Source organism: Jiangella ureilytica (assembly GCF_004348545.1).
GTDB classification, from domain to species: Bacteria; Actinomycetota; Actinomycetes; order Jiangellales; family Jiangellaceae; genus Jiangella; species Jiangella ureilytica.
Genome location: NZ_SMKL01000017.1, coordinates 1 through 26,086, shown reverse-complemented (window position 1 = coordinate 26,086; position 26,086 = coordinate 1). Strand labels below are relative to the sequence as shown.

The window sequence follows — 26,086 nt, the reverse complement described above, 5'->3', positions numbered from 1 at the left end:
GCGCACCTAGGATCGCGGCATGGCCACCGGGCAGACGCCACGGTCGCGCCGCCTGGCGTCGCCGATCCGCGAGTTCATCGCGACGCAGAGCTCCGGCGCGGTGGTGCTGCTGGCCGCCACCGTCGTGGCGCTGGCCTGGGCGAACTCGCCGTGGTCGGACACCTATGAGGAGTTCTGGCACACCGAGTTCGCGCTCCGGCTGGGCGGCGCGGAGCTGTCGCTCGACCTGCGGCACTGGGCCAACGACGGGCTGATGGCGCTGTTCTTCTTCGTGGTCGGGCTCGAGGTCCGGCGCGAGTTCGACATGGGTGAGCTGCGTGAACGCCGGCGGGTCGCCACGCCGGTGCTGGCGGCGCTCGGCGGCATGGCCGTACCGGCGCTGCTCTACCTGGCCGTCAACGCCGGCGACTCGGCCGTCCACGGCTGGGCCATCGCCATGGGCACCGACACCGCGTTCGCGCTGGGCGTGCTGGCGCTGGCCGGCGAACGCGCGACGCCGCGGACCCGGACGTTCGTGCTGACGGCGGTGATCGTCGACGACGTCATGGCGCTGACCATCATCGCGATCGCCTACTCCGACGACGTGTCGCTGGCCGCGCTCGCCGTCGCCGTCGCCCTGTTCGGTGTCGTGCTGGTGCTCAAGCACGCCGGCGTCCGCCACGGCGTGCCGTACTTCCTGGTCGGCACCGGCATCTGGCTGGCCACGCTCGTCTCCGGGGTGCACGCGACGCTGGCCGGCATCGCGCTGGGCCTGATCGCGTCGGCCTTCCCGCCGTCGCGCGAGGACCTGGAGCGGGTCGGCGCGGTGTGGCGGCTGTTCCGCGAGCAGCCGGTGCCGGAGTACGCGCGGACCGCCAGCCGGACGCTCGCGACCGCGATCTCGCCGAACGAGCGGCTGCAGCACCTGTTCCATCCGTGGACCAACTACCTCATCGTCCCGGTGTTCGCGCTGGCCAACGCCGGCATGGTCATCAACGGCGACGTGCTGCGCGAGGCGGCGACGTCGCCGATCACGCTCGGCATCGTGCTCGGGCTGGTGGTCGGCAAGCCGGTCGGCATCGTCGGTATGACCTGGCTGGTGAGCCGGTTCGGGTTCCCGCTGACGGTGCCTTGGCCGCAGCTCATCGGCGCCGGGACCATCGGCGGCGTCGGGTTCACCGTCTCGCTGCTCATCGCCGGCATCGCGTTCGACGGGCGCGAGCTCGACGACGCCAAGCTCGGCATCCTGGCGGCGTCGCTGATCGCCACGCTGCTCTCGCTGCTGGTGTTCCGGGTCATCGGCCGGCTGCCGCAGCGGGCGCGGGCAGCCGGGCAGGCAGGGCTGGCCGCACCGATCGTCGACCTCGCCGACCCTGTCGACCCCGAGGTCGACCACATCCGCGGCCCCGTCGACGGCAAGGTCACCCTCGTCGAGTACGGCGACTTCGAGTGTCCCTACTGCGGCCGGGCCGAGCCGGTGCTGCGCGAGCTGACACAGGCCTTCGGTGACGACCTCACGTTCGTGTTCCGGCACCTGCCGCTCACCGACGTGCACGAGCACGCCCAGCTCGCCGCCGAGGCCGCCGAGGCCGCCGGCAAGCAGGGCCGGTTCTGGGAGCTGCACGACCTGCTGCTCACCCGCCAGGACGCGCTCACCCACGAGGACCTGCTGGGCTATGCCACCGACCTGGGCCTCGATGCCGACCGGTTCGCGCGCGACCTCTCGTCGCGGCACTTCGCGCTGCGCGTCACCCGCGACGTCGAGAGCGCGGAGCAGAGCGGTGTCGCCGGCACGCCCACGTTCTTCGTCAACGGACAGCGCCACCACGGCGCGTACGACCTCGAGTCGCTGCGCGCGGCCATCACCCGCGAGCTCGCCGCCGCGAACACCATGCGTGTGACTCGGTCCCAGGACGACGATCCGGGCAGATGATCGGCGTATCGCCACCATCCCGAGGAGGACCCCGTGACCACCGATCGACGTCCCGTCGTCTTCGTCCACGGCCTGTGGCTGCACGCCGACTCGTGGGACCCGTGGGTCGAGCTGTTCCGCGAGGCCGGCTACGACCCGCGGGCCCCCGGCTGGCCGGGCGATTCGCCGACGCCCGAGGAGACCCGCGCCGACCCCGGCCGGGTCGCCGGGTTCGGCATCGACGCCGTCGTCGGCCACTACGCCGGCCTGATCCGCGAGCTGGACCGGCCGCCGATCCTCGTCGGTCACTCGTTCGGCGGCCTGATCGTGCAGCGGCTGCTCGGCGAGAACCTCGGCGCCGCGGCGGTCGCCGTCGACCCGGCGCCGATCAAGGGCGTCATGTACCTGCCGCCGTCGTCGCTGCGGGTGGCCTCGATCGCGCTGCGCAACCCGGCCCACCGCAAGGGCGCCGTCGCCCTGACCCGCGCGCAGTTCCGGTACGGCTTCGGCAACGCGCTCACCGAGCAGGAGTCCGACGAGCTGTACGAGCGCTGGGCGATCCCGTCGCCCGGCCGTCCGCTGTTCGAGGCCGCGTTCGCCAACGTCAGCCGATCGTCGCCGGCGAAGGTCGACGTCCGCAACGCCACCCGCGGGCCGCTGCTGCTGACGCTCGGCGGCGAGGACCACACCGTCGCGCCGGCGATCGTCCGCACCACCGCGCGGCTGTACCGGAAGTCCCCGGCCGTCACCGAGCTGCGGCAGTACCCCGACCGCGGCCACAGCCTCTGCATCGACAGCGGCTGGCGGGTCGTCGCCGACGACGTCCTCGCCTGGCTGGGGGCTCGCGTCCCCTGACGTCGGGTGAAGCAGTACTGACACCAAGGTGAAAGGCGCCTCTCCTACGGTCTCGAGCAGCAGCACTCCAAAGGGAAGGAAATGCCTGATGCGCCCGTCCGTCCGATCGTTCGCGCTCAGCCTGGTGGCCGGCGTCCTCGGGCTCTCGCTCCTCGGCACAGCGCCGGCCCAGGCCGGCCCGCAGCCGAGTCCGGCGAAGAGCCCGGCCTCCGTCGGCGCGCCGGCCACCGCCGAAGCCCGAGCCGGCGGCGTCGCCGTCAACCAGCGGCGGATCTACCTGAGGTTCCCCGCGCCCAACGGCGCCCGGGCCTGCACGACGCGGAAGATCGATCTCGCCGCCGGCCGCTACCGGTGGACCCAGATCGGCGGCGCCACCCGCGAGTACGACCTGCGCAAGGGCAGGTACTACTGGAAGGACTGCATCGAGTACCACATCACCCCGTCGTATGACTGGGTCTACGCCCGGCACTCGACGTTGCAGAACGACACAGGTGGAACGGTCTCCCTCCCCGGAACGCTGCAGTACGGCAGCTCAGGATGGTACTGGTTCGGTTCCCACCTGCTCCGGTTGTAACGAGACGGAAGCGGCACAGGGTCTCTGACGCCGTACCCTTGGGGCACCGACCGTTCGGCGCTTCATGGAGGGCACGTGCCACGACAGGGACCTGTGCTGCTGACCGTCGAGGACGACCCGGCGGTGAGCCGGGCCATCGCCCGCGACCTGCGCCGCCGCTACGGGTCGGACCACCGCGTGGTGCGCTCCGAGACCGGGGCCGGCGCGCTCGAGGTGCTGCGCGAGCTGACGCTGCGCGGCGAGGCCACGGCGCTGATCCTGGCCGACTACCGCATGCCCGGCATGAACGGCATCGACTTCCTCGAACAGGCCATGGACGTCGTGCCGCAGGCCAAGCGGGTGCTGCTGACGGCGTACGCCGACACCCAGGCCGCCATCCGCGCCGTCAACGACATCGACCTCGACCACTACCTGGTCAAGCCGTGGGATCCGCCCGAGGAGCACCTCTACCCGGTGCTCGACGAACTGCTCGAGAACTGGGCGCGCGACAGCCGGCCGGGCTTCGAGGGCGTCACGCTGCTGGGTCACCAGTGGGCGTCCGAGACCCAGGACCTCAAGGAGTTCCTGACCAGCAACCAGGTCCCGTACCGGCACCTGCGCGGCCCCGAGGGCTCGGCGCTGCAGGACACGGCGGCCATCCCGGACGAGTCCCTGCCGGCGGTCATCATGCCCGACGGCGTCGTGCTCACCTCGCCGCCGCTGCGCGAGGTGGCCGAGCGGCTGGGCCTGGCCACCACCGCCGGCAGCCCGCTCTACGACCTCGTGGTCATCGGCAGCGGGCCGGCCGGCCTCGGCGCCGCGGTCTACGGCGCCAGCGAGGGCCTGCGCACGCTGCTGGTCGACCGCGCCGGCGTCGGCGGCCAGGCCGCGCGGAGCAGTCTCATCGAGAACTACCTGGGCTTCCCGCAGGGCGTGTCCGGCGCCGAGCTGGCCCAGCGCGCCCGCGACCAGGCGGTCCGCTTCGACGTCGAGATGCTCACCGCGGCCGCCGCCGTCGACGTCGTCGCCCAGGGCGAGGGCAGGGTCGTCCGCTTCGACGACGGCCACGAGGTCACCGCGCACGCCGTCGTCATCGCCACCGGCGTCTGGTGGTCGCAACTGCCGGCCAAGGGCGCCGACGACTACGCCGGACGCGGCATCTACTACGGCGCGTCCGCGCACGAGGCGGCCGGCTGCAAGGGCGAGGACGTCTTCGTCGTCGGCGCGGCCAACTCCGCCGGCCAGGCCGCGCTGCACTTCGCCCAGTACGCCAACCGCGTCGTCATGCTGGTGCGCGGCCCCGACCTGCGGCTGCGGATGTCGGAGTACCTGGTCGAGCGCATCGAGGCCGACTCCCGCATCGAGGTGCGCACCTGCACCGAGGTCACCGCCGCCCAGGGCGACGGCCGGCTCGAGCGCATCGTGGTCACCGACACCGTGAGCGGCGGCACCGAGACCCTGAACGCCACCCGGCTGTTCGTGTTCATCGGCGCCGAGCCGCCGACGTCGTGGCTCGGCCCGGAATTCGCGCGCAACGAACGCGGTTTCCTCTTGACGGGTCCCGCCCTGCTCGACGCCGACGGCCGTCCGCCGCGCGAGTGGCCGCTGACCCGCACCCCGTACCACCTCGAGTCCAGCGTCCCGGGCGTGTTCGTCGCCGGCGACGTGCGCGCGGAGTCCGTGAAGCGCGTGGCGTCCGCCGTCGGCGAGGGCGCCATGGCCGTCACGCTGGTGCACCGCTACCTGGAGGCGACGTGACCACCGGTACGCCCATCGACGTCGAGGAACTGCGCACGCTGTTCCTCTTCGAAGGCATGTCCTCGGAGCAGCTCGACGAGGTCGCCGCCGCCTGCGAGGTGCGCGCGTACCCCGCGGGCAGCACCATCTACCGCGCCGGCGAGCCGTCCGTCGCGCTCTGGGTGCTGCTCGACGGGACCCTGCGGCTGGTCCGCCACGCCGACGGTGAAGAGGTCATCGTCAACGAGACCGACTACCGCGGCGCCTACGCCGGCGCCGTCCGCGCCTTCGCCACGTCGGCCGAGGCGGCGGCCTACCCGACGTCGCTGCACGCCGTCACCGACTGCCGGTTCCTCCGCTTCCCCGCCGACGCCTTCGCGGCGTTCGTGCGCAAGTGGTTCCCCATGGCGGTGCACCTGTTCGACGGGCTCTACCTCGGCATCCGCACCACCGAGGCGACGGTGCGCCAGCGCGAGCACCTGGCCCAGCTGGGCACGCTGTCGGCGAACCTCGCGCACGAGCTGAACAACCCCGCCGCCGCCACCGTCCGGGCGGCAGGGCAGCTGCGCGACCGGGTGGGGCACATGCGGCGCAAGCTCGGCATGATCGCGTCGGGCACGCTCGACCCTGCGATGATCGCCCGGCTCATCGGCATCCAGGAGCGCGCCGTCGAGATCGCCGCGAAGAAGCGCGACCCGCTCAGCCCGCTGCAGGAGAGCGACCTCGAGGACGAGCTGATCGACCATCTCGAGGGCCTCGGCTTCGACCACGCCGTCGACGTCGCCCCGGTCTTCGTCGCGTCCGGCCTCGACACCACCTTCTTCGACGACGTCGCCGCCGAGACCGGCGAGAACCTGCCGTCCGCGCTGGCCTGGCTCGGCTACACGCTCGAGACCGAGGCGCTCATGGACGAGATCGAGGACGCGTCGAACCGCATCTCCACGCTGGTCGCCTCGATCAAGCAGTACACCCACCTCGACCAGGCCGCCCATCAAGAGGTCGACCTGCACCCGGGCATCGACAGCACCCTCGTCATGCTGGGCCACAAGCTCGGCGAGATCGAGGTGAAGCGCGACTACGACACCTCGCTGCCGCCGGTGCCCGCCTTCGCCGCCGAGCTCAACCAGGTGTGGACCAACCTCATCGACAACGCCGTCGACGCCATGAAGGGCCACGGCACGCTGACCCTTCGCACCCACCGCGACGGCGAGTACGCCGTCGTCGACGTCACCGACACCGGCCACGGCGTCCCCGACGAGGTCAAGGGCCGGCTGTTCGAGGCGTTCGTCACCACCAAGCCCATGGGCGAGGGCAGCGGGCTGGGTCTGGACAACGCCAAGCGCATCGTCGAGAAGCGGCACCGCGGCACCATCGACTACACGACGAGCCCCTCAGGGACGACGTTCAGCGTGCGGCTCCCCCTGTCCCCCGCCACCTGACCGTCGGCGGCCCGGACCGCGTCCGTCGGGAGGGACTTCTCCCCGCCATAGCGGGTGAAAGTCCCACGCGACGCCGACCTGCCGCAACCTCGATGGCAGGAACCGTCCATGAGGCCGCAACACAGGTCCACTCGTCAGGCCGTGGCCGGCTCAGCCGTGCAGGGTGGGCCGGTAGACCAGCTCCTGGATGTGGCCGTCGAGGGTCCGGCTCTCGATCAGCTCGAGGTCGAAGTCGGCCGCGCCGCCGAAGACCGGCTCCGTCCCGGTCCGGCCCGTGATCACCGGGAAGAGCGTCACCTGGACGCGGTCGACCAGGCCGGCGGCCATCAGCGTCCGGTTCAGCGACAGGCTGCCGTGCGAACGCAACGGCACGCCCGACTCCTCCTTGAGCCGGGCGACGACGTCGACGGCATCGCCGCTCGCGACCTGGGCGTCGGGCCAGTCGAGCGGCCCCCGCAGGGTGTTCGACACCACGGTCGTCGGGAGGTTCCGCATCCGCGTGACCCAGGGATCGCGGACCTCGGACTCCTCGGTGCTCTCGGCCAGCATCCGCGCGAACGCCCGGTACGTGGTCGCGCCGAAGACCATCCGCTGCTCGTCGCCGTACACGGCGAGGCGGTGGCCGAGCAGCTCCGGCCCCTGCTTGCCCCAATAGCCGGTCCAGTCACCGCCGGCGGTGCCGAAGCCGTCGAGGCTCGAGAAGACGTCGAAGGTGTAGGTCGCGGTCATGATGCTCTCCTCAGGACGGTGGACGCCCCTGTAGGCGCCGCTCACCCCTGCTACGAACAGCGTGGCCCCGATCCGACACCTTCTCGCGGGTTGATCCGCCGCAGATCAGCCCACGGGGGCCGGCGTCACCACGGATCCGTCGGCCAGGCGCAGCCGCAGGGAGGCGACGGCGACCGCGGCGAGCTCGCCCGCCCGGTCGCCCGACGGGTCGACGGCGAGGACGTGGCCGGCGCGGTCGTTGTTGTCGCGCGGACGGCGCACGGCTCCCGGCACGTCGAGCTGCCAGCGCTCGACGGCCGGGTTCGCGTCCAGCGTCTCGCACCCCTCGACGGCGGTGACAACACCGTCGACCGGGGACAGCACGAACGCGACCGCGGCCGTCCCCGTCGTCGTCACGTCGGCGCCCGGACCGCGACCCAAGGCGAGAGCGACGAGCAGCTCCAGCGGGTGCACGCCGGTCACCCGGTGGACCAGGTCGAACACGTAGCCGCCGGCCTGCCGCGGGTTGATCTCGACGATCCGGGGTCCCGACGGCGTCAGCTTCAGCTCCGTGTGGCTCAGCCCGTGCGAGTAGCCGATCGCCGTCAGCGCGGCCCGGACGTGCGCCTCGACCTCGCGGACGACGGGCGAGGGCAGCGGTGCGGGGAAGACGTGCCCCGCCTCGACGAACGAGGGCGTCACGCTCTTGCCGGTGATGCCGAGGACCGTCGTCTCGCCGGCGACGGTGACCGCCTCGACGCTGAGCTCGGGCCCGGTGAGGACCTCCTCGAGCAGCAGCCGGCGCGCCAGTGGCTGGTCGCGGGTGTTCCGCTCGACGCTGGTGACCTCGTAGAAGGCGTCCTTCAGCCCCGCCTCGTCGGTGACCAGCTGCACCGACGTGCCGGAGTTGAGGTCGACCGGCTTCGCGACCAGCGGGAACCCGATCTCGGCCGCGCCGGCCTGCGCGTCGTCCCAGGTGGCGGCGACGGCGAAGCGCGGGCCGGGCAGCCCGGCCCGCTTCAGCACCGTCCGCACCGCGTCCTTGCGCACCGCGCGGCGCACGATGTCCGGCGACGCGCCGGCCAACCCCAGCATCCTCGCCAGCTCTGCGACCGCGTCGAGGTAATAGTCGCAGGTCGTGAGCACGCCGTCGATGCGCCGCCGGCAGACGATCCCGATGACGGCGCCGGTCATGGCCGCGCGGTCGTTGGTGTCGACGACGACCACCTCGTCGGCGTCGCGCACGACGGGGTGCCGCTCGCCGTCCACGTCCGGGTAGAGCGCCGGATCCCTGGTGAACAGGATGTAGTCGTGCCCCAGCTCACGCAACAGCGGCGGCAGCGCGAGCCCCGTCGACTGCACCCAGCTCTCGACCATGAGTAGCGTCGCCACGTCAGCCCCCTGCCCGGGCCAGGATCGCCGAGTTGATGACGTCGTTCACCGGGTGCACCTCCGTCAGGAGCTCGAACCCGTCGAGCGCGGTCCGGTCGATCGGCGGGTAGAGCAGCGTGCGCAGGCCGCGGGCGCTGCGGGCGAGCAGGATCGCGCCCGGCCGCATGGTCCGCGCGAGCCGGCCGAGGATCCGCCGCTTCGCCTCGGGGGTGTCGCCGACCAGCGCGGCCAGCACGACCACGTCGTAGCCGGACAGGTCCGCGTCCAGCACGTCGGCCTCGCGGAAGCAGAGTGCGTCGTGGCCGAGCGCCGCCGCCACCCGGGCGCCGGCCGCGAGCGCCACCGGGTCGCGGTCGAAGTTGTCCACGTGGACCTCGAGCTCGGCGGCGAGGTACAGCGAGCTCAGCGGCAGCGGGCCGGAGCCGACGAACGCCAGCGACCGCACCCTCGGCGGCAACGCCGACGCCAGCATGCCGACCTCCATGCGGCTGAGCCGCCGGTAGTTGCCGGCGTACGGGAACCTCAGCAGTTCGTCGCGTGCCGAGCGGGCGGCGACGATCCGGTTCGCCCAGGCGTGCTCGAGCTCGCCCTCGCCGCGGGCGCACAGGGCGCGCAGCCGCGGGGCGAGGTGCCGCATCTCGATGTCGTCGAGGACCGCCGGCACCGTCTCGGCGGGAGCGGTGAGAACGAGCCGGACCAGGCGGTCGAAGAGGCCGTCGACCTCGAGTCCGGGACGAAGATCGTCGCGGCTCGCCAGTTCGCGGTACACGTCGCCCACCGACGCAGTAATGTCCTCGGCCGTGGGCCGGCCGGGGTCGGCCAGGTCGGTTTGACCGAATTTGTTGCTAGTGAGACTCATGTTCATCGCGATCGATGGTCCCACATCTCACCGCCCCGCCGTGGCCGAACGAGCGAAGATCACCCGGAGGGTCGCCGGGCGCCCGCGGAGGCGGGCCGGCGTCGTCCCCCGTCGCCGGCCGGAAGGCCCGGCCGACGACGCGCTCGAGGCGGTAGCCGACGGCGGCGGGCACGTCGCGGCGGCGTCGACCAGCGAGGCGCGGAAGACCGCCGGCCGGCCGATCGTGCTGCTGTACGTGTCGTGAGCCGCTCGAACGTCTCGGTCCACGACGTCATCGCGCCCGGGTCGTGTCCGGTATTCCCAGATACGAACAAAAGTTCGCTTTGGCAGCGAAAATCTGCGAAGATCGAACTTTCGCCACGACACGACGAGTCCGAACCGACGGGGAGAGGGGGTGCCGTGCCCGGTTCCAAGGTCGTGCGCTCGGTGGACCGCGCACTGGACGTCGTCGAACTGCTGGCCCGCAGCGAACGGCCGCAGACGCTCGCGGAACTGTCGAGCACGCTCGACATTCCGAAGAGCACGCTGCACGCACTGCTCTGGACCCTGACCGGCCGCGGCTGGATCGAGTCCGACGAGGCCAGTGGGCGATTCCGCATCGGCCTGCACGCGCTTTTGGTCGGCCGCTCGTACGTCGAGTCCGACACCCTGGTGGCACTGGCGGCGTCGGCGCTGGACCAGCTGGCCGCCGAGACCGGCGAGACCGTGCACCTCGGCCGGCTCGACGGCACGTCGATCGTCTACCTCGACAAGCGCGAGTCGGTCCACCCGCTGCGGCTGTTCTCCGCCATCGGCCGGCACCTGCCCGCCTTCACGACGGCGCTGGGCAAGTCGATCCTCGCCGAGCTGCCCGACGACCGGCTGCGGGAGCATCTCTCCCAGCCGCTCACTCGCCTGACGCCGCACACGAAGACCGATCTCGCGGAGTTGCGGGCGGATCTGGCGTTGACGCGGGAGCGGGGATACGCCGTCGACAACGAGGAGAACAGCGAGGGGATCAAGGGCTTCGCGGTGGCGTTGCGAACGGCCGAGCCGCCGCACGATGCGCTCAGCTGCGCCGTCCCAGTGGCCCGCGTCCACGACGAGACCGAGGAGACGGTGGTCGCGCGGTTGCGCCAGGCCGCCGATTCGATCGCAGGCCTGGCGTCCAGCCGAACGTCCTGACGCGTTCGCAGCGCTCAGCCCTGCTCGACGGGGACGACGACCAGCTCGGCCAGGTTGACCCGCGGCGGAGCGGCGACGGCGTAGGCGATCACGTCGGCGATGTCCTCGGACACCAGGATCTCCATCGACTCGCGCCACTGCACCAGCCGCTCGCGGTTGCCGTCGTGCTGCATGCCGTCACCGAGCTCGGTGCCGACGAAGCCGGGCTCGACGTTCTTGACCCGGACCTTGCGCGGGCCGAGCTCGGCCCGCAGGTTCCGGGTCAGCTGCGCCACGGCCGCCTTGGTGGCGCCGTAGACGGCGTACTGCGGGAACACCAGATGACCGCCGACGGAGCCGACGTGCACCAGGTCGGCCGCGCCACCGTCGGCTGCGGCGGCGATGAGGTCGGCGGCGAACGCGCGGCCGGTGTGCAGCAGCCCCGTGATGTTCGTGCCGATCATCTGGTCCCACTCGCGGGTGTCGGCCGACTCGAACGGCGCGGCCAGCATGACGCCTGCGTTGGCGACGACGAGGTCGACGCGGCCCAGCTCGGCGCGGACGATCCCGGCCGCGGCGGCGACGGCGTCCTGGTCGGTGATGTCGACCGGCACCGCGAAGGCGCCGATCTCGGTGGCGAGGGCCTTGAGCCGGTCCTCGCGGCGGCCCACCACGGCGACGGCGGCACCGTCGGCGGCCAGCCTGCGGGCCGTGGCGCCGCCGATCCCGCTCGTGGCTCCGGTGACGACCGCGACGCGGCCGGTCAGGGGTCCTTCGGTGGAAGTTGTCATGCACCCAGGCTGCGGCCGGAAGCGGAACCCAACCAGCTCCCCCGACGACCAGGAGAACAGACCCTGGGAGTCGCACGGCCACCCACGGCCGGCGGCGCAGCGCCTAGGCTCGGGACCATGGCGGACGGCGACAACCGGCTCGGCGAGTACCTGCGGGCGCGGCGCGAGCTGGCTCAGCCGGCCGACGTCGGGCTGCCCGACGGGTTCGGCCGCCGGCGGGTGCCGGGACTGCGCCGCGAAGAGGTCGCGATGCTGGCCGGGGTCAGCGCCGACTACTACGTCCGCCTCGAGCAGGGCCGCGACAAGCACCCGTCCGAGCAGGTCATCGAGGCCCTGGCCGGGGTGCTCGGGCTCGACGACGACGCCGTGGCCCACGTGCGCGAGCTGGCCCGGCCGGTGAGCCGCCGCCGTCGCCCGCAGCCCCGGCCGGAGCGCGTGAGCCCGGGCGCGGAGCGGCTGATCCAGAGCTGGACGTTCACGCCGGCACTGGTCGTCGGCCGCTACCTCGACGTGCTGGCGGCCAACCCGCTGGCCACCGCGCTCAACTCCTGCCTGCAGGCCGGCGTCAACCAGGTCCGGGCGTTCTTCCTCGACCCCGCCGCCCGCGACATCTACCCCGACTGGGACGCGGTCGCCGTCGACACCGCCGCCAGCCTGCGCGCCGCGGCGGGCGCCGACCTCGACGACCCGCGACTCACCGAGCTGGTCGGCGAGCTGTCACTGAAGAGCGACGTGTTCCGCCGGCTCTGGGCCCGCCACGACGTCCGCGCGAAGGTCTCCGGGACGAAGCGGTTCCGGCACCCGATGGTCGGCCAGCTCACGCTCGACTACGAGACGCTGGCCGTCACCAGCGCGCCCGGCCAGCTGGTCATCGCCTACCACGCCGAGCCCGGCAGCCCGTCCGAGCAGGCGCTCGCCCTGCTCAGCAGCACCATCGCCCCCGGCGGCGCGAACGCGTCCGGTCCGGCCGGAGCCGAGCCGGACGCGTCCCGGGCGACGAACGTCACGTCGTCCGGATCAGCTCGATGACGTCGTGCTCACCCGGCACCGGCCTGAACCGCACCGACGAGATCGGACACCCGTCGTCGACTCCCCGCAGATCACCCGGGAGAACGCGCAGGAGCACATCGACCGGCTGAACGAGATCACCAGCGGGTCCTGACCGCCGCTCATCTGCGCAAGCGCCCCCCAGGCCGCGGCCGGCCGCCCGGAAATCCCGGTGCGGCCGGCCGCGGTCGCATGTGACCATCGGGCACATGCCACCGTCCTGGATGCTCGACGAGGCCGCCCACGCCGGGCCGGAACACCTCGACCCCGAGTTCGTCGCCGGCTTCGACGGCAAGCAGGGCCACCCCGACCCGGCGCCGGACCTGGACCTGCTGGCCTCGTACGGCGTCGAGTCCGTGGTCGACCTCGGCGCCGGCACCGGCCAGTTCGCCGTACCGGCCGCCCGCCGGTTCCGCCGGGTCGTGGCCGTCGACGTCTCGCCCGCGATGCTCGGGTACCTGCGGTCGCGGGCCGAGGCCGAGGGCGTCACGCTGGAGCTGGTGCAGGCCGGCTTCCTCGGCTACGCCCACGTGGGCGAGCCCGCCGACGCCGTGTACACCCGGCACGCGCTGCACCAGCTGCCCGATTTCTGGAAGGTCGTCGCGCTGCACCGCATCGCACGGGTGCTGCGGCCGGGCGGTGTGCTCCGGCTGCGCGACCTGATCTACGACTTCCCGTCCGAGTCGACCGAGCAGATCATGGACGGCTGGGTGACCGGCGGCGCCGACGACCCGTCCCAGGGCTACACCGGCGCCGACTACGCCGAGCACGTGCGCACCGAGCACAGCACGTTCCGCTGGCTGCTCGAGCCCATGCTCGACCACGCCGGCTTCGACATCGCCGACGTCTCCTACGACGACGGCGGGCTGTTCGGCGCCTACACCTGCATCAGGCGTCCGGCCTGACGGCGGAGGCGGTGGTGACGGCGGCCGGGCGGCGGCCGTGGGCGAGCAGGATCCGGATCGCCCACACCGTCTGGTAGCCGCGCCACTCCAGCGCACCGGCCGCCGACGACGAGTCGAAGTCGACGACCCAGCCGCCGTCGTCCTGCTGCAGCGCCTCCAGCCGGTCGAGGTCCTTCTCGACGGCGGCGGGGTCGAGCAGCGCGCGCAGCGGCCGGCCGGGCTCCGGCGACAGGTCGAGCAGGTGCATCGCCTCGCCCTCGATGCCGCCCTCGACGGGGATGCCGCCGTCCGACGGCACCAGCGCACCCAGCCGCTCCAGCTGCGCGGCGGCCTCGGGCCGGCTGTCGTGGACGGCGTCGAGGAACACCAGTGAGAACATCAGCTCGTGGGCGCGCGGCCGCTCGGTCGCGGCGATGGCCCGCAGGCAGAAGTCGGTGGCGCGCTCCAGCCACGGGTGCGCGGCGACGACGGGGTCGAGCCGGGCGGCGCGCTGGGCCTGGCCGGCGACGGCCGAGGTGATCTGCAGCGACGACTCCGCCGGGTCGGCGCCGATCCACCAGCGCGACGTGCCGGCCGGCACCCTGACCGGCAGCGCGAACGGCAGCCCGCCGTCGGGCAGCGTCACCGTCGCCAGCCAGTCGCACAGCGGGCCGGCCAGGTCGCCGTCGCCGGGACCGGTCTCGGCCAGCACCTCGAACGCGTGCAGCGCGGCCGGCGGCTGGCTCTCCGGCGAGCGCAGGTCCGGCTCGAGGCCCCAGCCGAAGCCGCCGTCGGAATTGCGGTAGCCGGCGAGGGCCGCGAGAGTCGCGCGACGGTCGCCGGTGCCGGTCAGCAGCTCGAGCCGTCGCCGGTCGAGCTGGCGGGCGTGCCCGGCCATGAACGCGGAAGCAGCGGTGAGATCCATACCGCCATGCTCCCGCGCGCCGCCCCGCGGTGCTTGAAGGTTTCGGACGTCAGCCGGCGCCGACGAGCTCCGGCTCGGAGACGCACTCGTGCGCCACCGCCGCACTCACCGTCGCAGGGACGCCGCCGCGCGCCGACCCGCGGGCCAGCCCGACCAGGAGCACGCCGGTCAGGACCGCCGTCGCCAGCACCAGCCAGCCCGCCGATCGCACGCCGCCGCCGTCGATCACCGCGCCGGCGACCAGCGCGACCGGCAGGAACGCCATCCAGGACAGCGCGCTCACGCCGGACGCGACCCCGGACCGGACGGTGGACGGGACGGCGTCGTGCAGCAGCTTCGAGAGGTGGATGCCGGCGAGGATGGTGAGCACCGCCATGACGACCTGCGCCGGCACGATCAGCGCCGCCGTCGCGCCCGTGGTCAGGACCAGCCCGGTCCCGGCCAGCAGCACCGTCGCCGCCGACGTCACCGCCGGGGAGTCCAGCCGGACCCGTCCCGCCAGCACGCCGGCGAAGCCGAACGCCGCCGTCAGCGCCGCCCAGTACGGCCCGAACGCGACGGCGGGCACGGCCAGCGCGACCAGCCAGAGCGGACCGAACTCGAACAGCAGCGACGTGGTGCCCGCCGCCAGCACGATCGCGGCCACGATCGGCAGCACGTGCCCCCGGTCGCCGAGGATCCGCGCCGTCTGCGCCAGGTGGCAGCGCAGCGACTCCGGCCGGCCGGTCTCGTGCAGCCGCGGCTCGCGGAACCGCAGCAGGGCCACGGCCGCCAGCACCATGAACGGCACCGTCAGGAAGTAGGTCGCCCGCAGCGACAGCAGCCCGGCCAGCCAGCCGCCTGCCAGCGAGCTGGAGACCAGCGAGACGCTCTCGATCAGCCGGACCCGGCCGATGGTGCGCTCGAAGAGGTCGCTGCTCCCGGTCTCCTCGAGCACGGTGTCGTAGACCACGGCGTCGAGGGTGCCCGTGGACATCGCGAAGTAGATGCCCAGCGACATCGCGCTCACCAGGTACAACGGGACGCCCGTGCTCAGGCCGCCGATGAGCGCCGCGCCCGCCAGGCCCGCGGTCCCGACGAGCAGCACCGACCGCCGGCTCCACCGGTCGGCCAGCACGCCGGAGGGGATCTCGATCAACGGCACCATGGCGGCGTAGACGGCGGTCATGATGCCGATGGTCATCGGGTCGAAGCCGATCTCGCCGAGGAACAGCTTCTCGATCGGCACCCAGAGCAGGATGCCCTGCAGGGTGACGGCCAGCTGCAGCGGACGCAGCCGGCGCCGCAACGCGCTCGGATGGGACTGTCGCTTCGACATGGCGGTCTCCGGTGACGGCGGACGGGGTCTCTGCCCGTGCAGTGTCAGCGGGACCGCCGAACGTTACGCAGTCAGCCGGAGGAATCTCGGAACGTCGCCAGCAGCCGCTCGCGGTCGGCGGGTGACAGCGGAGCGCCGCCGGACAGCCCGGCCAGCACGTCGGTGGTCTGGCGCACCTGGTCGACGTAGAGGTCGCAGCCGTCGCAGAGGGAGATGTGGTCGATCACGCGCCGTTCGGTGGCGGGGTCGAGGTCGCCCTCGAGGAAGACGGTGACCAGTTCGACCAGCTCGTTGCAGGCGAGGTGGTCGACGGGCTCGTTCGACGGCTCGGCCGGATCGGTCATGGCACCTCCTCTGCGGCGCGGGCGGCGGCGTGGTCGAAGTACCGCTCGAGCCGGAGCCGGACCGCCGCCCGGGCCCGGTGCAGCAGCACCCGCTGGTTCGCCACCGAGATCTCCAGTATCGAGCACACTTCGGCGGAGTCGTAGCCGTGCACGTCGCGCAGGGTGATGACGACCCGTTGCCGGGCCGGCAGCCCGGCCAGCGCGGCGGCCACCTCGGCTCGGACCTCGGCCGCCAGCAGCGCCTGCTCGGGGCCGGGCCAGGGCGCCGGCGGCTGCTGCCAGTGCCCGGCGAAGGGGTGTCCGGGTGCGGCGAACCGGGCGGGGTCGACGGTGGGGCCGCCGGTGTCGCCGGTGCCCGGGCCGGCGTCGTCGGTGCCCGGGCCGGCGCCGAGGCTGCTGGCCGGGACCGTCCGCGCCTCGCGCCCGCCGCGGCGGCGCGCGATGTTGGCGACGATGCGGTAGACCCAGGTGCGCAGCGACGACCGGCCGGCGAACGTCGCGATGCTGCGGACGACGGCCAGCCAGGCCTCTTGCACCACCTCGGCGGCGGAGTCCTCGGTGGACACGTAGACCCGGGCCAAGCGGACCATGCCGGGCGACCACGCGTCGACGACCTGCGCGAACGCCGTCTCGTCGCCGGCCAGCAGGAGGCCGGCGAGGACGTCGTCGGGCGGCAGCGCGGTGTGCGGCACCGCACCAGGATGGCATCGGGTACCGACATTGTCGGACCGGCACGGCATGCTGGTCACTTGCCAGGTGGACCAAGGAGGTTCCCCATGGATCTGGCCATCCAGGCCGAAGGGCTCGTGAAGCACTTCGGCGAGACCAAGGCGCTCGACGGCGTCACCCTCGGCGTTCGGCCCGGCACGGTGCTGGGCCTGCTGGGTCCCAACGGCGCCGGCAAGACCACCGCCGTGCGCATCTTCGCCACCCTGCTGCGCCCCGACGACGGCCGGGCCACGGTCGGCGGCTACGACGTCGTGCGCCAGGCCCACCAGGTGCGCCAGCTCGTCGGCCTCACCGGCCAGTTCGCCGCCGTCGACGAGATGCTCACCGGCACCGAGAACCTGCTGCTCATCGGCCGGCTGCTCGGCATGCCCAAGCCCGACGCCAAGGCGCGGGCGCGCGAGCTGCTGTCCGACTTCGACCTCACCGATGCCGCCGACCGCGCGGCGAAGACCTACTCCGGCGGCATGCGACGGCGCCTCGACCTCGCCGCCAGCCTGGTCGGTCGCCCGTCCATCCTGTTCCTCGACGAGCCCACCACCGGGCTCGATCCCCGCGCCCGCACCGAGCTGTGGACGCTCATCCGCCGCCTCGTCGCCGGCGGTGTCACCGTCCTGCTCACCACGCAGTACCTCGACGAGGCCGACGCCCTGGCCGACGAGATCACCGTCATCGACCACGGCCGGGTCATCGCCACCGGCACGCCCGACGAGCTCAAGGCGAAGACCGGCTCGCAGACCCTGGTCGTGCGGCCCGAGGACGAGTCGCACCTGCCGGTCGTCGTCGGCGTCGTCGAAGAGCTCGCCAAGGCCACGCCCGAGGTCGACGGCGCCCGGGTCAGCGCGCCGGTGACCGACCCCGCCGTCCTGCCGGCGGTGGTCCGGCGGCTCGACGACGCCGGCGTGCTGGTCACCGAGCTGACGCTGCGCGGCGCCAGCCTCAACGAGGTGTTCCTCTCGCTCACCGGGCGACCGGTCGAGGACGAGACCGAGTCCGAAGGGAGGCCGGCATGAGCACCACCACCGCGGCCCGCCCCGCACCGGCCGAGCTGAGTCCGCGCGTCGGCGTCGGCGAGGGCATCCGGCAGACGCTGACCCTGGCCTGGCGCACCATCGTGCAGGTCCGGCACAACCCGTGGGAGCTGGGCGACTTCAGCATCCAGCCGATCATGTTCGTGCTGCTGTTCACCTACGTGTTCGGCGGGGCCATCGCCGGCACCACCGGCGACTACCTCACGTTCGCGCTCCCCGGCATCATCGTCATGAACATGCTGTTCATCACCATGTACGTCGGCACGGGGCTGAACATCGACCTCACCAAGGGCGTCTTCGACCGCCTGCGCTCGCTGCCCATCGCCCGCTGGGCGCCCATGGCCGGGCGCATCCTCGCCGACCAGGTGAAGCAGGCGTGGTCGATCTTCCTGCTGTTGGCCATCGGCATGGTGCTGGGCTTCCGCATCGGCACCGACGTCTGGTCGCTGCTGGCCGCGGTCGGGCTCATGCTGGTGTTCGCGCTGGCCTTCTCGTGGGTGTCGGTGCTGGTCGGCGTGGTGGCGAAGGATCCCGAGAAGGTGCAGCTGTTCGGGTTCACGGCGCTGTTCCCGGTGACGTTCGTCAGCAACGTGTTCGTCCCGACCAACACCATGCCCGGCTGGCTGCAGCCCATCGTCGAAGCCAACCCGGTCACCATCCTCTCCGACGCGTGCCGGGCGCTGATGGTGGGCGACGACACCGCCGGCACCCAGTGGTACGTCGAGTCGGCCACCACCCCGGCCGTCCAGTCGCTGCTGTGGGCGGCCGGCATCGCGCTGGTGTTCGCGCCGCTGTCGGTGCGGGCGCTGCGACGGCGGGTGTGAGGGCACGGCGCGTGGCGGATTTCTGACATGGCGGGCATCGGCCACCACCGACCCCTTCGGTGCGGGTGGCGAGCGCCCCTAGGCTCCGGGGCAGTTGCGCCGGTTTCGGCGCCTGTGCCCGGGAGGTCCCATGCGCCGGTCCCTGACCCTGCTCGCCACTTGTGTCGCCGGTGTGCTGGTCGCGGCGGCTGCCCCGGGCGCCTCGAGCCCGGCGCCGTCCGCCCTGCGGGTCCCCCGTCCCGCGGCGGACGGCGCCGTCGACACCACGACGGTCACGCTGGTCACCGGGCACCGGCTGCGGGTCGACACCCTCGGCGACGGCCGGCACGCCGTCACCGCCGTGCCCGCGGCGGAGGCCGTCCGCGCCAACCTCAAGCTGGTCGAGCGGCCCGAGGGCCTCTACGCCATCCCGGCCGAGGCCGAGCCGTACCTCGCGGCCGGCTCGCTGGACCGCGAGCTGTTCAACGTCACCGGCCTGATCGAGCAGGGCTACGACGGCGACACGCTGCCGCTGATCGTCAGCTACGCCGACCCCGGCCGCGGCGGCACCGCCCGCGCGGCCGCCCCGGCGCCGCCCGCGCACGCCGTCGTCACCGCCACCCTCGAGAGCGTCGGCGCGGTCGCCGTCGAGGCCACGGCCACCGACCTGCCCACGTTCTGGAGCAGCATCACCGCGGATCTCCCGGGTTCTGGCGACACCCGCCGGGCGGCACCGGCCATCGAGAAGGTCTGGCTCGATGCGCGGGTCCGGCCGGCGCTGTCCGAGAGCGTGCCGCAGATCGGCGCGCCCGAGGCGTGGGCCGACGGGTACGACGGCACCGGCGTCACCGTCGCCGTGCTCGACACCGGCTACGATCCCGCGCACCCGGATCTCGCGGGCCGGGTGACGCAGGCCGCCGACTTCTCCGGCACCACCGTCCACGACGTCAACGGGCACGGCACGCACGTCGCGGCGACGGTCGCGGGCACCGGCGCCGGCTCCGGCGGCGCCCGCCGCGGGGTCGCGCCCGGTGCCGGGCTGCTGATCGGAAAGGTCATCGGCGACGACGGCACCGGCCAGAACTCCTGGCTCATCGAGGGCATGGAGTGGGCGGTCGCGCAGGGTGCGGACATCGTCAGCATGAGCCTGTCCAGCGAGGTGACCGACGGCACCGACCCGCTCAGCCAGGCGGTGAACGACCTCACGGCGGCCAGCGGGACGCTGTTCGTGGCGGCCGCCGGCAACGAGGGCCCGGGCGCCACGAGCGTGCGGGCGCCCGGCGTGGCCGACGCGGCGCTGAGCGTCGGCGCCGTCGACAAGTCCGACGTGCTGGCCGGGTTCTCCAGCCGCGGCCCGCGTTTCCGCGACAACGCGGTCAAACCCGAGATCACTGCGCCGGGCGTGGCGATCGTCGCGGCCCGGGCGGCCGGCACGTCGCTCGGCGACCCCGTCGACGCGCTCTACACCAGCCTGAACGGCACCTCGATGGCGACGCCGCACGTCTCCGGCGCGGCCGCGCTGCTGCTGCAGCGGCACCCGGACTGGACGGCGGCGGAGCTGAAGCGGGCGCTCATGCAGTCGGCGCACGAGCTCGACGACTACACCGTGTACCAGCAGGGCGCCGGCCGCCTCGACGCCGCCCGCGCTGTCACCCAGACGACGTTCGCCGACACCGCGGCACTGAACCTCGGCACCTACGACTGGCCGCACGACGGCACGGACCCGCGGGTCACCCGCACGCTCACCTACACCAACGACGGCGCCGCCCCGGTCACACTGACCCTCGACGCCACGCTCGACGCCGACACCGGGGCCGCCGTGCCGGACGACATGCTGACGCTGAGCAGCCCGACGGTGACGGTGCCGGCCCGCGGCTCGGCGACGGTCGACGTGACGCTCGACCCGAACGTCGGCGACCCCGCCGTCTACGGCGGCCGCGTCACCGCCCGCTCGGCCGGCGGCGGCACCGTCGTGCACACCGTCGTCGGCGTGACGAAGGAGCCGCGGACCATCGAGGTGACCATCGAGGGCATCGACCACGAGGGGGCGCCGGCGACCGGCACCAGCTCGGCGGAGCTGTGGAGCCTCGACACCGACTGGTGGGGCACCGGGTTCTTCGGCGGCAAGGGCGGCGGCAGTCAGCCGGCGGTGTTCCGGGTGCGACCGGGCACGTACAGCCTGCTCGGCATCGTGTTCACGCCGGACGAGTCCGGTGAGCAGGCCCGCGAGGTGGCGTTCATCGGCGAGACCGAGCTGGAGCTGACCGAGGACACCCGTCTGGTCGTCGACGGCCGAGCAGCCACCCGGGTCGCCGTCGACACCCCGGAGCCGACCGAGCACCAGGGCCTGACGCTCGGCTGGTATCGCAGCTCCGAGGCGCACATGTTCAACCTCAAGTACATGCTCGACGAGTACATCGACGTCGCCTACGCCACGCCGACGGACCCGGTCGAGCGGGGCACGTTCGAGTTCAGCAGCCTGTGGGAGCTGTTCGCGCCCGAGCTGGCGTTGCGGGTGGGGCCTGACGACGTCGACGCCGAGTACGCCGTCGGCTCACCGAGGCTCGACGGCCGGCACCGCCACCCCGTCGCCGACGCCGGCACCGGCACCCCCGCCGAGCTGGCCGGCCGCGACCTCGCCGGCAGCATCGCGCTGGTCCGCCGGTCCGACGCGATCAGCGTGGCCGACCAGGTGCTGGCGGCCGCCGCGGCGGGTGCCGAGGCCGTGATCGTCCACCACGACCGGCCCGGCTGGCTGCTGGAGCGGGTGGGGGCGGGGTCGCCGATCCCGTCGGTGACGATCTCGCAGGCCGACGGCGCCGCGATCCTCGACCGGCTGGCGGCCGGGGGGTCGGTCGAGGCGCGGTTCGACGGTGTCGCCGTCAGCCCGTACCTCTACGACCTCATGCAGTCCGAGGCCGGCCACATCCCGTCGTCCCTGCAGTACCGGGTCCGTCCCCGCGACCTCGCCGAGCTGGACACCACGTACGTCGCGACCGGCCCGGCGCACCTCGGCAACGAGGCACGGCACGCGTTCCGGCCCTACGACAACTACTCCATCCGCAGCCCGCGCGAGATGCCGCTGCCGTCGCACCGCGACGAGTGGGTCTCGCCCGGCGACACCCGCTGGCAGCAGTTCGTGTGGGCGGAGCGGCTGCTGGTCGGCGGCATGATCGAGGGCGAGCGGACCTACTCCGCGGGCGAGTCCGACCCGCGGTCCTGGTTCGGCCCCGTGGTCCGCCCCGGCGTGCCGCTCGACACCGACCACTACGGCCAGTTCGGCATGCCCGGCTTCCGCGAGGCCGACCAGTTCACCGTCCTGGTGCGCTCGTTCCTCGACGGCAGCGACCGCAACGGCGACGAGACCGGGTACGACACCACGGCGGCCAGGCTCTACCGCGACGGCACGCTGATCGCGCAGCGCGACGGCGTGTACGGGACCTGGCCGGCGGTTGCGGGCGAGGCGACCTACCGGCTCGAGCTGGACGTCGACCGCGACGCACCCTGGTGGCAGCGATCCACCTCGACCCGCACGGCCTGGACCTTCACGTCGTCACGGCCCCCGGCCGGTGAGCGGGCGATGCTGCCGCTGCTGCAGGTCGGCTACGCGGTGCCGGCCGACGCCTCGGGCACGGTGAGCGACCGCGCCCGTACCCGGGTCGAGCTGACCGTGCACCGGCAGGCGTCGGCCGAGCCGGTCGGCGGCGGCGGGCTGCGGCTCTGGGCCTCCTACGACGACGGCGTCAGCTGGCAGCCCGCGCGGGTCACCCGCCGAGGATCGACGTACACCGCGATGCTGGACCCGCAGCGCGGCGCCGCCGCCGTCGGCCTCCGAGTCGAGGCCTGGGACGGCGACGGCAACCGGATCGAGCAGACGGTGCTCCGGGCGTTGGGCCTCCGCTGACCCCACAGAAGTTGATCTTGGAGTCATGGGGCAAAAGCCGCCCTGAATGTCCGGTATATGGCCCGCTTTCTCCAAGATCAACTTTGAGTGGTGGCGATGGCCGGCGCCGCCGGCTGTCGAGCGAGACTGTCGGTACCCGCCCGTAGGGTGGGGACCCTCCCTCACCGGGCGGGGTCCAGGCTCGGCTACAGCGAAACCGCCGCACCGCGACCCGGCTCACCCCCGCCAGCCGGCGAGCAACACGCCTAATCCGCGCCGCCGCGGGCGCCGGACGGTCCGTAGCCGTCGAGCCAGCCGTGCTGGGCGGCGTGCCAGCCCAGCTGCATGCGGGTCGAGACCTGGGCCCGGTCCAGCAGCGCGCTGATGCGCCGGTGGACGGTGCGGATGCTCAGGCCGAGCTGGCCGGCGATCGCCTTGTCGGTCAGCCCGGCCAGCAGCAGAGAGATCAGCTGGGCGTCGGCGGGCGGCAGCGGCGACCGCGCGCCGTCCGGGCCCTGCGCCGTCAGTGCCGACAGCTCGAAGGCCCGATCCCAGAGCGACTCGAACAGCGCGATCAGCGCCGCGAGCAGGCCGCTGCGGTGCACGACCATGAACGTCGGCTCGGTCTCGGGGTCGTCGGGGGTCAGCGGCACGAACGCCTCGGACCCGTCGATGAGCGCGAACTTCACCGGCAGCTCGTCGACCACGCGGGCCTGCTCGCCGGCGGCGACGTAGCGGGCGATGGCCGCGCTGCCGCCGTCGGACTCCAGCACCGAGCGCTCGTAGACCGCACGAGCGGTGACGCCACGGGCCAGGAGGTCCAGCTCGGTGTCGTTGGCCTCGTGCGGGATCGCGAACGGCGGCTTGACCAGCACCAGCACCTCACGCTCGGCACGGCGCTGCAGCTGCTGGAACCGCTGCGCCACCGCGGGCCGGCCGACGACCACCTCGACCAGCTCGGCGGCCTCGCGCGGCCGGCGGCTTGCGCGGTAGCGGCGCAGCAGCTCGTCGACGGCGCGGCGGGTCTCGTGCAGCTCGGCCTGGCGTTGCAGGATCAACGGCTCGATGGCGATGTCGGGCGGGGTGGCGAGGAACCGGGGCGTGCGGTCGGCCGTGCGGCTCATCAGCCCCTTGGCCTCGAGCGACGTCAGGACGGCGATGGTTTCGTCGAGCGACAGCCCGAGCCGGGTCGCGATGGCGGCCGCGGCGTCGGCGGGCGAGTCGACGAGGGCGCCGTACACCTGCTCCTCGACGGCGGTGACGCCCGCGGCTTCCAGCATGCCGCCAAGGTAGCCGCTGTGGTCAGGCCGGGAACAGTTCCGGCAGCAGGCGGTGGGCGTCGGCCCGGGCCGGCGCGACGGCGGTGCCGGGCGCCGACGACGCGGGCCAGCGCAGCCGGGTGCCGATGTCGGCCCAGCCGCCGACGGTGGCGAGGAACTTGTCGAGCGCCGGGTTGGACAGCCCGGCGGCCTGCAGCGGGGCGATGTGCCGGTGGAAGAACTCGGCGATGCGCGCCTCGAGGTCGAGCGCGTCCTCGGGATCGGTCGTCATGAGTCGGTACCAGGCGACGGCGCCACGCGGCGACATCGCGGCGACGTTGGAGTAGCTCCCATGCGCTCCACGGGCGATCCCCGTCGCGAGCAGGTGCCCGGGGACGAAGATGGACAGGTCGCCGGCCGACTCCGTCATCGCGGTGTACCAGTCCTCGTCGCCGCCGGCCATCTTCACCCCGATGAGCGACGGCGTGCCGTTCGCGGCGCGGGCCAGCAGCTCCGGCCCGACCTGTGTCTTGGCGTGCGGCGGGTTGTACAGGACCAGCGGCACGGGCCCGGCGGCCTCGGCCGCACCGGCGAGGAACCGCACCACCTCGTCATCGTTCAGCGGCACCCAGTCGGGCAGGATCACCTGGACGGCGCCCGGCTCGAGCGACGCGGCGCGGCGGATCCGGCTCATCATCACCGGCGTGGCCGGGTGCGACCCACCGATCTGGAACGGCAGCCCGGCCGCCTCGCAGCGGGTCGCCAGGGTCTCGTTGACCCCGTCGAACTCGTCCTCGGTGAGCGCGTGGAACTCCCCCGCCGTCCCGTGCGCGTAGACGCCGTCGACGCCGCTGGCGACCAGCGTGTCGACCTGCGCCGCCAGCCGCTCCCAGCCGATGGCGCCGCCGTCGTCGATCGGCAGCAGCACCGTCCCCCACACGCCCCTGACATCGACCGCCCGCAACGCCTTCATGGGCACGACCTTACGGTCGGCGCGGCGGCACGCCATGATGCCCCCATGCGCATCGTGGTCATCGGCGGAACCGGACATGTCGGCACCTACCTCGTCCCGCGGCTGGTGGCCGCCGGGCACGAGGTCGTGAGCCTCAGCCGCGGCACGCGCCGTCCATACACGGAGCATCCGGCCTGGGCCGAGGTGGAGCAGCTGGTCGTCGACCGCGAGGCCCAGGACCGGGACGGCACGTTCGCCGCCCGAGTCGCCGATCTCGAACCCGAGGTCGTCGTCGACATGGTCTGCTTCACCGAGGAGTCCGCGCGCCGGCTGGTCGACGGGCTGCGCGGCCGGGTGGCGCACCTGGTGTCCTGCGGATCCATCTGGATGCACGGGCCGAGCCGCTCGATCCCGCTGTACGAGGACAGCGAGACGGTGCCGTTCGGCGACTACGGCGTGCAGAAGGCGGCCATCGCCCGGCTGCTGCAGGAGGAGACCGCTCGCGGCGGCCTGGTCACGACGTCGCTGCACCCGGGGCACATCAGCGGTCCGGGCTGGCGCCCGATCAACCCGCTGGGCAACCTCGACCCGTCGGTGTGGACGACGCTGGCGTCGGGTGCGCCGCTGGCCGTCCCGGGCATCGGGGCGGAGCTGCTGCACCACGTCCACGCCGACGACGTCGCGCAGGGCTTCGAGCTGGCGATCTCGCAGCGCGACGCCGCGGCCGGTCAGGCGTTCCACGTCACGGCGGCCTCGGCGATGACGGTGCGCGGGTTCGCCGGGTACGCGGCCGGATGGTTCGGGCGTGAACCCGCACTGGAGTTCGTGAGCTGGGACGAGTTCCGGTCCCGCACCTCCGAGGCGTACGCCGAGCAGAGCTGGGACCACCTGTCGCGCAGCCAGTTCGCGTCGATCGACAAGGCGGCCCGGACGCTCGGCTACGCCCCGCGGTACGCGCCGGAGGAGGCGGTCCGCGAGGCGGTCGAGTGGCTCGCGCGCAACGGCGAGCTCGACGTCGAGCTCAGCGCCGGATGAGGTAGGTGGCGAACAGCACCACCGACGCGGTCGAGCTGAGCAGCCGGACGTTGTTCCACGGGATCCAGCGGGCCCGGTAGCGCTCCCAGACCTTCGCCCCGGCGGGGCTCTCCGGGTCGACGGCGGCCAGCTCGTCGTTGAGCGGGACGTTGGCGGCGACCGTCACGACGAACATGCCGACGAAGTACACGAGGGCCGCGGCCAGCAGCAGGCCCGACGCCGGCCGGTCCAGCCGGAAGAACGTGCTGATGACCAGGCCGAGCGAGAGCAGAGATGACCCGCCGAACGCCAGCCAGAAGACCGGGTTAAGGATGACGACGTTGGTCTTCTGGATCAGGGCGATCGCCTCGCGGACCGGGCGCTGCGCCAAGGCCGGCATCAGGGTGTTGGAGTAGAAGAACGTGATGCCGGCCAGGAGGGCACTGCCGGTGATCATGACGACGGTGGCGATGGTCTCGAGGCTGTCCGACATGGCCGGTCTCTCCTTCGCGTGCGTGGGTGGGTGTGGGAG

Annotated in this window: 24 protein-coding genes; 13 read left to right on the top strand and 11 right to left on the bottom strand. The window is 73.1% G+C overall.

Annotated features, from left to right (window positions below; translation table 11 throughout):
* Nucleotides 1-19: 19 nt before the first annotated feature.
* The 5 genes from nhaA (at nucleotide 20) to E1212_RS09755 (ending at nucleotide 6,475) form a co-directional block, all read left to right on the top strand.
* Nucleotides 20-1,912: a Na+/H+ antiporter NhaA gene (gene nhaA, locus E1212_RS09775; RefSeq protein ID WP_131981779.1), complete on the top strand. Its 1,893-nt coding sequence runs from the start codon at nucleotides 20-22 to the stop codon at nucleotides 1,910-1,912.
* A 33-nt stretch (nucleotides 1,913-1,945) separates the two neighbouring features.
* Nucleotides 1,946-2,746 (top strand): alpha/beta hydrolase, encoded by an 801-nt coding sequence (locus tag E1212_RS09770; protein ID WP_131981777.1) that lies wholly within the window; start codon nucleotides 1,946-1,948, stop codon nucleotides 2,744-2,746.
* 88 nt (nucleotides 2,747-2,834) lie between these two features.
* Nucleotides 2,835-3,320, top strand: a complete 486-nt coding sequence (locus tag E1212_RS09765; protein ID WP_131981775.1) for a hypothetical protein — start codon at nucleotides 2,835-2,837, stop codon at nucleotides 3,318-3,320.
* A gap of 75 nt (nucleotides 3,321-3,395) precedes the next feature.
* Nucleotides 3,396-5,057, top strand: coding sequence for an NAD(P)/FAD-dependent oxidoreductase (locus E1212_RS09760; protein WP_131981773.1), 1,662 nt, complete (start codon nucleotides 3,396-3,398; stop codon nucleotides 5,055-5,057).
* Nucleotides 5,054-6,475 (top strand): ATP-binding protein, encoded by a 1,422-nt coding sequence (locus tag E1212_RS09755; protein ID WP_238992298.1) that lies wholly within the window; start codon nucleotides 5,054-5,056, stop codon nucleotides 6,473-6,475. The genes E1212_RS09760 and E1212_RS09755 overlap by 4 nt, the downstream gene beginning before the upstream one ends.
* A gap of 150 nt (nucleotides 6,476-6,625) precedes the next feature.
* Here the strand turns inward: E1212_RS09755 and E1212_RS09750 are convergent, their stop codons facing one another.
* The 3 genes from E1212_RS09750 to E1212_RS09740 all read right to left on the bottom strand — a co-directional run bounded on the left by E1212_RS09750 (nucleotide 6,626) and on the right by E1212_RS09740 (nucleotide 9,353).
* Nucleotides 6,626-7,204: a dihydrofolate reductase family protein gene (locus E1212_RS09750; RefSeq protein WP_131981771.1), complete on the bottom strand. Its 579-nt coding sequence runs from the start codon at nucleotides 7,202-7,204 to the stop codon at nucleotides 6,626-6,628.
* 105 nt (nucleotides 7,205-7,309) lie between these two features.
* A complete protein-coding gene (locus E1212_RS09745) occupies nucleotides 7,310-8,575 on the bottom strand; it encodes an ATP-grasp domain-containing protein (RefSeq protein ID WP_131981769.1) in 1,266 nt (421 codons plus the stop codon).
* A gap of 1 nt (nucleotide 8,576) precedes the next feature.
* Entirely contained in the window at nucleotides 8,577-9,353 is a 777-nt protein-coding gene (locus tag E1212_RS09740) for a nicotianamine synthase family protein (RefSeq protein ID WP_203416710.1), read from the bottom strand.
* A gap of 121 nt (nucleotides 9,354-9,474) precedes the next feature.
* Here E1212_RS09740 and E1212_RS09735 point away from each other — a divergent pair, with 121 nt between their 5' ends.
* Both E1212_RS09735 and E1212_RS09730 read left to right on the top strand, forming a co-directional pair.
* Nucleotides 9,475-9,678: a hypothetical protein gene (locus tag E1212_RS09735; RefSeq protein ID WP_131981765.1), complete on the top strand. Its 204-nt coding sequence runs from the start codon at nucleotides 9,475-9,477 to the stop codon at nucleotides 9,676-9,678.
* Nucleotides 9,679-9,833: 155 nt separating this feature from the next.
* Entirely contained in the window at nucleotides 9,834-10,598 is a 765-nt protein-coding gene (locus tag E1212_RS09730) for an IclR family transcriptional regulator (protein ID WP_131981763.1), read from the top strand.
* A 14-nt stretch (nucleotides 10,599-10,612) separates the two neighbouring features.
* Here the strand turns inward: E1212_RS09730 and E1212_RS09725 are convergent, their stop codons facing one another.
* Complete coding sequence (locus E1212_RS09725; protein WP_131981761.1) at nucleotides 10,613-11,368, bottom strand: SDR family oxidoreductase; 756 nt, start codon at nucleotides 11,366-11,368, stop codon at nucleotides 10,613-10,615.
* Between the two features lie 117 nt (nucleotides 11,369-11,485).
* On the opposite strand from E1212_RS09725, the gene E1212_RS09720 reads away from it, so the two are divergent.
* Nucleotides 11,486-12,397 (top strand): helix-turn-helix transcriptional regulator, encoded by a 912-nt coding sequence (locus tag E1212_RS09720; protein ID WP_131981759.1) that lies wholly within the window; start codon nucleotides 11,486-11,488, stop codon nucleotides 12,395-12,397.
* Between the two features lie 227 nt (nucleotides 12,398-12,624).
* Nucleotides 12,625-13,320 carry a class I SAM-dependent methyltransferase gene (locus tag E1212_RS09715; protein ID WP_131981757.1) on the top strand — a complete coding sequence of 232 codons (696 nt, stop codon included), beginning with the start codon at nucleotides 12,625-12,627 and terminating at the stop codon, nucleotides 13,318-13,320.
* Here the strand turns inward: E1212_RS09715 and E1212_RS09710 are convergent.
* From E1212_RS09710 to E1212_RS09695, 4 genes are all read right to left on the bottom strand, one after another.
* Complete coding sequence (locus tag E1212_RS09710; RefSeq protein ID WP_131981755.1) at nucleotides 13,304-14,224, bottom strand: hypothetical protein; 921 nt, start codon at nucleotides 14,222-14,224, stop codon at nucleotides 13,304-13,306. The two genes, E1212_RS09715 and E1212_RS09710, sit on opposite strands and share 17 nt — an antisense overlap.
* A 49-nt stretch (nucleotides 14,225-14,273) precedes the next feature.
* A complete protein-coding gene (locus E1212_RS09705; protein ID WP_131981753.1) occupies nucleotides 14,274-15,542 on the bottom strand; it encodes an MFS transporter in 1,269 nt (422 codons plus the stop codon).
* A 71-nt stretch (nucleotides 15,543-15,613) separates the two neighbouring features.
* A complete protein-coding gene (locus tag E1212_RS09700; protein WP_131981751.1) occupies nucleotides 15,614-15,886 on the bottom strand; it encodes a zf-HC2 domain-containing protein in 273 nt (90 codons plus the stop codon).
* Entirely contained in the window at nucleotides 15,883-16,578 is a 696-nt protein-coding gene (locus E1212_RS09695; RefSeq protein ID WP_238992297.1) for an RNA polymerase sigma factor, read from the bottom strand. The genes E1212_RS09700 and E1212_RS09695 overlap by 4 nt, the downstream gene beginning before the upstream one ends.
* A gap of 84 nt (nucleotides 16,579-16,662) precedes the next feature.
* On the opposite strand from E1212_RS09695, the gene E1212_RS09690 reads away from it, so the two are divergent.
* The 3 genes from E1212_RS09690 to E1212_RS09680 all read left to right on the top strand — a co-directional run bounded on the left by E1212_RS09690 (nucleotide 16,663) and on the right by E1212_RS09680 (nucleotide 22,350).
* Complete coding sequence (locus E1212_RS09690) at nucleotides 16,663-17,625, top strand: ATP-binding cassette domain-containing protein (protein WP_131981749.1); 963 nt, start codon at nucleotides 16,663-16,665, stop codon at nucleotides 17,623-17,625.
* Nucleotides 17,622-18,467, top strand: coding sequence for an ABC transporter permease (locus tag E1212_RS09685; protein ID WP_131981747.1), 846 nt, complete (start codon nucleotides 17,622-17,624; stop codon nucleotides 18,465-18,467). The genes E1212_RS09690 and E1212_RS09685 overlap by 4 nt, the downstream gene beginning before the upstream one ends.
* Before the next feature lie 130 nt (nucleotides 18,468-18,597).
* Nucleotides 18,598-22,350, top strand: a complete 3,753-nt coding sequence (locus E1212_RS09680; protein ID WP_131981745.1) for a S8 family peptidase — start codon at nucleotides 18,598-18,600, stop codon at nucleotides 22,348-22,350.
* Between the two features lie 245 nt (nucleotides 22,351-22,595).
* On the opposite strand, the gene E1212_RS09675 is transcribed toward E1212_RS09680, so the two are convergent.
* Complete coding sequence (locus tag E1212_RS09675; RefSeq protein WP_131981743.1) at nucleotides 22,596-23,609, bottom strand: helix-turn-helix transcriptional regulator; 1,014 nt, start codon at nucleotides 23,607-23,609, stop codon at nucleotides 22,596-22,598.
* A 22-nt stretch (nucleotides 23,610-23,631) separates the two neighbouring features.
* On the bottom strand, nucleotides 23,632-24,561 hold the full coding sequence (locus E1212_RS09670) for a dihydrodipicolinate synthase family protein (protein ID WP_131981741.1): 930 nt from the start codon (nucleotides 24,559-24,561) through the stop codon (nucleotides 23,632-23,634).
* A 45-nt stretch (nucleotides 24,562-24,606) separates the two neighbouring features.
* Here E1212_RS09670 and E1212_RS09665 point away from each other — a divergent pair, with 45 nt between their 5' ends.
* Nucleotides 24,607-25,575: an NAD-dependent epimerase/dehydratase family protein gene (locus tag E1212_RS09665; RefSeq protein ID WP_131981739.1), complete on the top strand. Its 969-nt coding sequence runs from the start codon at nucleotides 24,607-24,609 to the stop codon at nucleotides 25,573-25,575.
* Here E1212_RS09665 and E1212_RS09660 read toward each other — a convergent pair.
* The gene (locus tag E1212_RS09660) at nucleotides 25,562-26,047 is read right to left on the bottom strand and encodes an anthrone oxygenase family protein (protein WP_131981737.1); all 486 of its coding nucleotides are present in this window, start codon (nucleotides 26,045-26,047) and stop codon (nucleotides 25,562-25,564) included. The two genes, E1212_RS09665 and E1212_RS09660, sit on opposite strands and share 14 nt — an antisense overlap.
* Nucleotides 26,048-26,086: the final 39 nt, after the last annotated feature.

What these genes read in the sequence shown, in the direction of transcription:
- nhaA (WP_131981779.1), top strand. Translation starts at nt 20, where the DNA reads ATGGCCACCGGGCAGACGCCACGGTCGCGCCGCCTGGCGTCGCCGATC.
- E1212_RS09765 (WP_131981775.1), top strand. Translation starts at nt 2,835, where the DNA reads ATGCGCCCGTCCGTCCGATCGTTCGCGCTCAGCCTGGTGGCCGGCGTC.
- E1212_RS09750 (WP_131981771.1), bottom strand. Translation starts at nt 7,204, where the DNA reads ATGACCGCGACCTACACCTTCGACGTCTTCTCGAGCCTCGACGGCTTC.
- E1212_RS09725 (WP_131981761.1), bottom strand. Translation starts at nt 11,368, where the DNA reads ATGACAACTTCCACCGAAGGACCCCTGACCGGCCGCGTCGCGGTCGTC.
- E1212_RS09720 (WP_131981759.1), top strand. Translation starts at nt 11,486, where the DNA reads ATGGCGGACGGCGACAACCGGCTCGGCGAGTACCTGCGGGCGCGGCGC.
- E1212_RS09715 (WP_131981757.1), top strand. Translation starts at nt 12,625, where the DNA reads ATGCCACCGTCCTGGATGCTCGACGAGGCCGCCCACGCCGGGCCGGAA.
- E1212_RS09710 (WP_131981755.1), bottom strand. Translation starts at nt 14,224, where the DNA reads ATGGATCTCACCGCTGCTTCCGCGTTCATGGCCGGGCACGCCCGCCAG.
- E1212_RS09705 (WP_131981753.1), bottom strand. Translation starts at nt 15,542, where the DNA reads ATGTCGAAGCGACAGTCCCATCCGAGCGCGTTGCGGCGCCGGCTGCGT.
- E1212_RS09700 (WP_131981751.1), bottom strand. Translation starts at nt 15,886, where the DNA reads ATGACCGATCCGGCCGAGCCGTCGAACGAGCCCGTCGACCACCTCGCC.
- E1212_RS09690 (WP_131981749.1), top strand. Translation starts at nt 16,663, where the DNA reads ATGGATCTGGCCATCCAGGCCGAAGGGCTCGTGAAGCACTTCGGCGAG.
- E1212_RS09685 (WP_131981747.1), top strand. Translation starts at nt 17,622, where the DNA reads ATGAGCACCACCACCGCGGCCCGCCCCGCACCGGCCGAGCTGAGTCCG.
- E1212_RS09680 (WP_131981745.1), top strand. Translation starts at nt 18,598, where the DNA reads ATGCGCCGGTCCCTGACCCTGCTCGCCACTTGTGTCGCCGGTGTGCTG.
- E1212_RS09675 (WP_131981743.1), bottom strand. Translation starts at nt 23,609, where the DNA reads ATGCTGGAAGCCGCGGGCGTCACCGCCGTCGAGGAGCAGGTGTACGGC.
- E1212_RS09670 (WP_131981741.1), bottom strand. Translation starts at nt 24,561, where the DNA reads ATGAAGGCGTTGCGGGCGGTCGATGTCAGGGGCGTGTGGGGGACGGTG.
- E1212_RS09665 (WP_131981739.1), top strand. Translation starts at nt 24,607, where the DNA reads ATGCGCATCGTGGTCATCGGCGGAACCGGACATGTCGGCACCTACCTC.
- E1212_RS09660 (WP_131981737.1), bottom strand. Translation starts at nt 26,047, where the DNA reads ATGTCGGACAGCCTCGAGACCATCGCCACCGTCGTCATGATCACCGGC.